The organism is Mycobacterium pinniadriaticum (assembly GCF_026242045.1).
GTDB classification, from domain to species: Bacteria; Actinomycetota; Actinomycetes; order Mycobacteriales; family Mycobacteriaceae; genus Mycobacterium; species Mycobacterium pinniadriaticum.
In genome coordinates, this window is record NZ_JAPJDO010000039.1 from 45,370 (window position 1) to 51,369 (window position 6,000).

The 6,000-nt window shown below is 67.8% G+C and carries 3 protein-coding genes; all 3 read left to right on the top strand.

Annotation, left to right across the window (positions count from 1 at the left end; translation table 11 throughout):
• Positions 1-205 precede the first annotated feature (205 nt).
• The 3 genes from ORI27_RS27440 (at position 206) to ORI27_RS27450 (ending at position 5,952) form a co-directional block, all read left to right on the top strand.
• Complete coding sequence (locus ORI27_RS27440; protein WP_266000240.1) at positions 206-4,759, top strand: beta strand repeat-containing protein; 4,554 nt, start codon at positions 206-208, stop codon at positions 4,757-4,759.
• A gap of 220 nt (positions 4,760-4,979) precedes the next feature.
• Positions 4,980-5,396, top strand: a complete 417-nt coding sequence (locus ORI27_RS27445) for a hypothetical protein (RefSeq protein WP_266000239.1) — start codon at positions 4,980-4,982, stop codon at positions 5,394-5,396.
• Between the two features lie 220 nt (positions 5,397-5,616).
• Complete coding sequence (locus ORI27_RS27450) at positions 5,617-5,952, top strand: type I restriction-modification system subunit M N-terminal domain-containing protein (RefSeq protein ID WP_407666444.1); 336 nt, start codon at positions 5,617-5,619, stop codon at positions 5,950-5,952.
• Positions 5,953-6,000: the final 48 nt, after the last annotated feature.

Here is a 6,000-nt window from a genome sequence, read left to right on the forward strand (position 1 = left end):
CCACTGCGAGTCTGCGAAATGACCACCCGGTTAAGTCTTCTCGCAAAGTCGTGGTTGTTGTCGAATGGGCAGCGCACGCGACCTGATTGTGTGCTAACTCTTTGAGCGAGCAATTATCGCGCACGTCAAAGCTAGGGAGGGTGCAATGCGTCCGCGGCCGAAGAGTTCACACCGCAGGGACTCCACCGGGAAACCGTGGTGGGCGGTGAGCACGATCGGATTGCGTCCGACCCGCTACGTGGGCCGGGTCGGTGCGCTGGCCGTGGCGTTGGGTGTCGGTGGCGCGATCGCGAGCGTGCCGGCGGTGGCCCTGGCCGATACCGGCAGTGGCGCCACGGGCAAGTCGACCTCCTCGGCGGGATCGTCGAATTCCGCTGGCGACAAGGGAACCCGGGATGCGCATGCGGGCTCGGCGCGGCGTACCTCCGGCGGGGCGTCGACCTCCGCCGGTACCGGGCGGACGAATCGTGGTCCAGCGCGGCCGGGAACCGTTTCGGCCACCTCGGTGCGCAAGATCCACGTCCCGTCGGCGACGAGCGTCGCTGCTGAGACCGGCGACCCCGAGGAGTCCACATCAACGTCTGCCGAGGCCGCCTCGGCCGACGAGACGACGTCACCGACAGCCCAGCCGGCAGTATCGTCACCGGCTCCAGCGGTGTCGGTAGCCGCCTCGCGCCGGGTGATGTCGACGGCGACCATCAGCGCGTCGGACTCGGTGGACGGCGGCGCCGCCCCGGTGGTGCCGATCGCGGCGTCGCTGGCCTGGGAGGCGCTGGCGGTGACTCGCCGCGAACTGACGAACGCGGCCTCTTCGGTGGCCCGCGCTGCCTCGATCACCAGCGGTGACCCGGGCGATGCGATCACCGATTTCATCCGGATTTTCGTCGGGAACGGCACGGCCGACCATCCCGACGCCGGCATCCTGTTCGGCAACGGATACACCTACACCAGCTACGAGGGCGCGTGCACCAGTGGGGCGTGCAACGGCGGTAACGCGGGCCTCTTCGGCAACGGCGGTGACGGATTCAACGGCGGCAACGGCGGCGCGGCCGGACTGGTCGGCAACGGTGGTTCCGGCGGTGACGGTGTCTCGGGGGTCAACGGCGGGCGGGGCGGCAACGGCGGCGACGGCGGCATGCTGTCGGGCGACGGCGGCGACGGCGGCCAGGGCCTCTCGACAACCTCGGGCGCCGGCGGCGACGGCGGCAACGGCGGCACCGGCGGCGCCTTGTTCGGCAACGGCGGCGACGGCGGCAACGGCGGCAGCGGATCGACCACCGCCGGATCGGGCGGCAACGGCGGCCAGGCCGGTCTGCTGGTCGGTGACGGCGGCAACGCCGGACTCGGCGGCGATTCCGCCAGCGGTCCCGGCGACATCGGCACACCCGGGCGGGGAGGGCTCATCCTCGGCTCCGGCGGGATGGTCGGCAATCCCCTGCCGGCGTCGTGGCTCGACGATGTCGGTGGGTGTATCGAGCATCCGGTGGACTGCGTGGACTCGGGGGTCAGCGATGTCCTGACCGACGCCCTGAGCGCGGCCGAGACACCGTTCGAGGACGGTATCGAGGCGATTATCACCGGCATCTGGGGAGCCTCGGCTGGGCAGGTCGCTGACCTCATCGCGAATTCGGCGTTCGCGATCTTCAACGTCGTGGTGCTCAGCGACCTGGATCTCGGCAGCCTGGCTCCGCTGGTGGACATCGTCACGACCGCGGCCAACTCGGACGTCGTGGTGGAGTTCATCGCCGGCGAGGTTGACAGTCTGCTCAGTGGCCTGCCCGACGATGTGCAAACAGCCGTCGCCAACGCCGCGGCATATTGGGTGCAACAGGTATTCGGCAACAGCACCGTCGCGACTGCCCTGGAGCCGGTATTCGGCGCCATCCCGCTGCCCACCAGCATCGAGGGCATCGCGGAGTTCCTCGGCACATTCGTTGCGGATGACTTCGACTTCGATGCGACGTTGGCCGGCTGGCTCGGTAGCCCGGTGGAGCAGGCTCTTGCCGGGTTCCTCGCCGATACCGACGTGCAGAGCGTGCTGGGCACCGCCACCCAAGACGCTCTCGGCGTCCTGACCGGCACGATCGTCCCGTCGTGGGCGGCGGCGGTGAGTCAGACCCTCATCGGGGACTGGCTCGGCCCGGCCGTGGCCACCGCGCTGCTCGGTGATGGCAGCCCCGACCTCACGGCCGTCAGCACGGTGATCTCCGATGCGGTGAACACCCTGCTGTCCTCGACCGAGAGCACCCTGGCCGGCGTGGCCAGCCAGGCGATCACCACCTTCCTGAGCCAAACCGGTGTCAGCGATTACGTCGCCACCGAGGCGATGAACGCACTGCTCAACGTCTTGGGCGCCGACCTGCTCCCGAACACCTACTCCATCGACGACGCCATCGGCGTCACCGTCACCGCCGTGGTGAATGCACTGCTCACCGACGACAGCGCTGCCGTTCCGCAAGCGCTGGGCACCGCTTTGACCAACATCATCGCGGGCCTGGCGACGGTCGACGGCCTGCAGACGACGATCAGTGATCAAGTGGCCGCGGCGGTGACCTCGATGCTGGGCGACAGCCCGATCGCGGCGCCAGTCGGCGATGCCGTCGGGCAGGCGGTGGCGACGCTGCTGGCCGATCCGGCGTTCAGCGGGGAATTGGCCGGGGTGATCGGATCGGTCCTGCCTGAGTTCCTCGGCCAGGACGGCGTGGCCGAGGCACTGGCGGACGCGGCCGGCCAGCTCGCGAGCGGCCTGGCTGACGGCGAGGACTTCTCGACGGCGCTGTCCGGGGTGCTCGCATCGCTGCAGAACAACCCGGCGATGCAGGGAGCCGTCGACACCACCGTCTCGACCGCGTTGGACGCGCTGTTCTCGGACTCGACGATGTGGCAGGCAGTCGGCAGCGCGATCACGACCCTGGTCACCCAGGCGACCGCTGACTCGGCGGTGCAGCAATTCATCGGCGACCAGGTGGCCGCCCTGGTGGCCTCGGCACTGGATGACTACCCGATCAACGAGACGGTCGGTGATGCGGTCGGGCAGGCCGTCGTCGCATTGCTGAACGTTCCCGGCGTCGGCAGTGCGTTCGCCGCGGTGATCGGCGGTGTGCTCCCGGACCTGCTCGGCCAGGACGGTGTGGCCGCGGCACTGGCCGACGCGATCGGCCAGATCGGGACCGGTCTGGCCGAGGGGCAGGACCCGTCGACCGTGCTGGCGACGGCATTGGCCTCGCTCCAGGCGAATTCGGTGATCCAGAACGCGGTCGGGGCGACGGTCTCCGACGCGGTCAGTGGGTTGCTGTCCGCCTCGACGGTGTGGCAGGCACTCAGTGATGCCACCACGGCGCTGACCATCCAGCTGGGCGCCGACGCGTCGGTGCAGCAGTTCGTGGGTCAGATGATCACGTCGTTGGTCGAGTCGGCCCTGGGCGACAACCCGGTCGCCGCGCCGTTGGGTGCCGCCCTGAGTAATGCCGTGAGTGGCCTGCTGGCCAATCCGGCGGTGACCGGTGCGGCGGCCGAACTGCTCGGTGCGGCGCTGCTGGGGGCCGGCGTCAGCGGGCTTGCCGACTCCCTGTTCAGTGACCACCCGTGGGTGGTCGCACTGATGGGCGCGGTGCTGTCCGACTTCCTGGGTCAGCAAGGGGTGGTGGCCGCTCTGGCGGACGCCGCCGGTCAGGTCGCCACCGCCGTGGTGGCCGGCCAGGATCTGGGCAGCGTGCTGCCCGGGGTGCTGGCCACCCTTCGGGCCAACCCGGTGATCCTGACCGCGACCGAAACCACCGTCGGGTCGGTGATCGACGGGGTGCTGACCAACACCGGTCTGCTCACCGCCCTAGGGTCGACCGCCTCGACATTGGTCACCGAGCTCGCCGGCCTGCCCGACTTCCAGACGTTCGTCGGCAGCCTGGTCGGGCCCACCTACGCCGACGCCGTGGTGAACGCGCTGGCCGATCAGGCGGCGGTGGCGAAACTGGCGGCCACGATCGATTCGCTGGTGACCGGATTCCCGAGTCAGCCCGGGGTGGCGACGGCGCTGTCCAACGCCGTCGACCAGATCCTCAGCGACGTGCTGTCCGGGGCCAGCGCGGATGCCGCCATCCAGAGCGCGTTGCAGACGCTGCAAGCCGATCCCGCCATCAAGGCCGCGTTGGATGACTCGGTGAACGCCGTGCTGAAATCCCTGCTGGGCAGCGCCAGCATTCAAGACGCGGTGGGTGCGGCGACCAAGGACATCGTGGCCAACCTCCTCAAGGGTGCCGGGCTGGAGAACTCGGCTGTCGGGACGGCCATCGGGCAGGTGGCTGATGCCGCGGTGGACTCCCTGCTGGGCAACGCCTCGATCCAGCAGCTGGTCAGCACTTTGGCCGTCGACCTGGTGAACGGGACATCGATCAACGACGTGGTGGACATGGTGCTGAACTCCGTCATCACGAGCCCGGCCCTGCAGATCGCGATCGGTACCGCGGTGGGTCAGGGAATCGGTTCGCTGCTGGGACAGAACCTGGTGAGCGACATCGTGAGCGGCGTGGTCGGGGCTCAGACGGCGCTGCTGCTCGGCGGGGTTTCGGGGGCGGTGTTGTTGTTCAACGCCGTGAGCTCCACGGTGGAGTCGCTGGTCAGCCGATTGCAGTCGGTGGTGGGCAGCGCCGCGGCGGTCAGCGGTTCCAGTGTCGAGCAGGTCCCGTCGGCGGGCACTTTCCTGGTGATCCTGCCGCTCAACGGGCAGCAGGTTCCGGTGCTCTCCGGCGCCCTGGCCAGCTAGGGCGACGGGCTGTCACTGCGGGTGTCGACACCCGCCGGCTTTCGCTCGTGGTCATCTGCCAGGGTGACCGGGCTAACGCTGGGCCAACCGCCGACGATGTATTGCCTGAACAGCGCGGGTCGCCGACGGCCGTCGTGAGCAGGTTCCGACGTCCCGCACTGCCGGTTTGCAGGTTGTCGGGTTACGGTGACTGCCGTCGACGGTTGGTAAGGAGTTGTTCATGCGGGCTGGTCCTGTCGCGGCAGTGATGTGCGGAGTTGCGTTGGCTTTTTCGCCGGCAGCTCAGGCCTCCGACGGCGATCTGCTCAGCGGCACCTTCCGTGTGCAGGGCCCCAACACGCTTCTCGACACCTGGACCATCTCGAACCTGTGCAATGTGATCGAGACGGGCTGCCTGGCCAACGTGAGCTCGCCGTTGATCGAGGGGAAAGCGGTCTATCAGGGCATGCACACCTGGGCGATGAAGGTCGTGGGTCAGGTGCCGGTGTGCCCGGACAAGACCAAGACCAAGGGCGCCATGATCTTCTCGTGGAACAGCCAGACGCTGCAGGGTCAGGTGATTGAGATTCAACAGGGCAACTGCCAGATGACCCGGCCCGGGCAGTCGCAGATGCCGATTACGTTGGTGAAGGCGTAAGGGTAGTCCGATTCGGGGTGCTGTTGCGGGGGGCGAGTTGCCTAGGTCTGTCCCCGGCCCGGCACTCGGACTCCTCTGGTGGTCACTGCAGGTGATGTGCTGACGTTCGGACGTGGACGCGTAGCGACATGTGCTTTGATCCTCAGCGTTGTGCGCCATTTGTCGGCATGAGCGTATATAAAGTTCCGTTCAGTTCAGGACGAGGAGCTTAGGGGCGGCTGTGATCACCGGAGAGTTGAAGAGCAAGGTCGACCGGGTATGGGACGCCTTCTGGTCTGGCGGCATCTCCAACCCGCTGGAGGTGATCGAGCAAATCACTTACCTGCTCTTCGTCCGGCGCCTCGACGACCTGGAGACGCTCGCCGAAAATCGAGCGCGAAGGACCGGTAAGCCCGAGGGCCTGCGGTTTGGACCGGATCAGCAGGAGCTGAGGTGGTCGCAGTTCAAGAACGCAGCGCCGGCAGTCATGTACGCGACGGTTGGGGACAAGGTGGGGCCCTGCCCCCGTGTGTTGGACACGCTTAATCCCGCAAGATTGGCGGGGGAAGCGAGATGATCCACCACGATGGCAAGGAAAAATTATCCCGACGAGTTTAAACGGGAC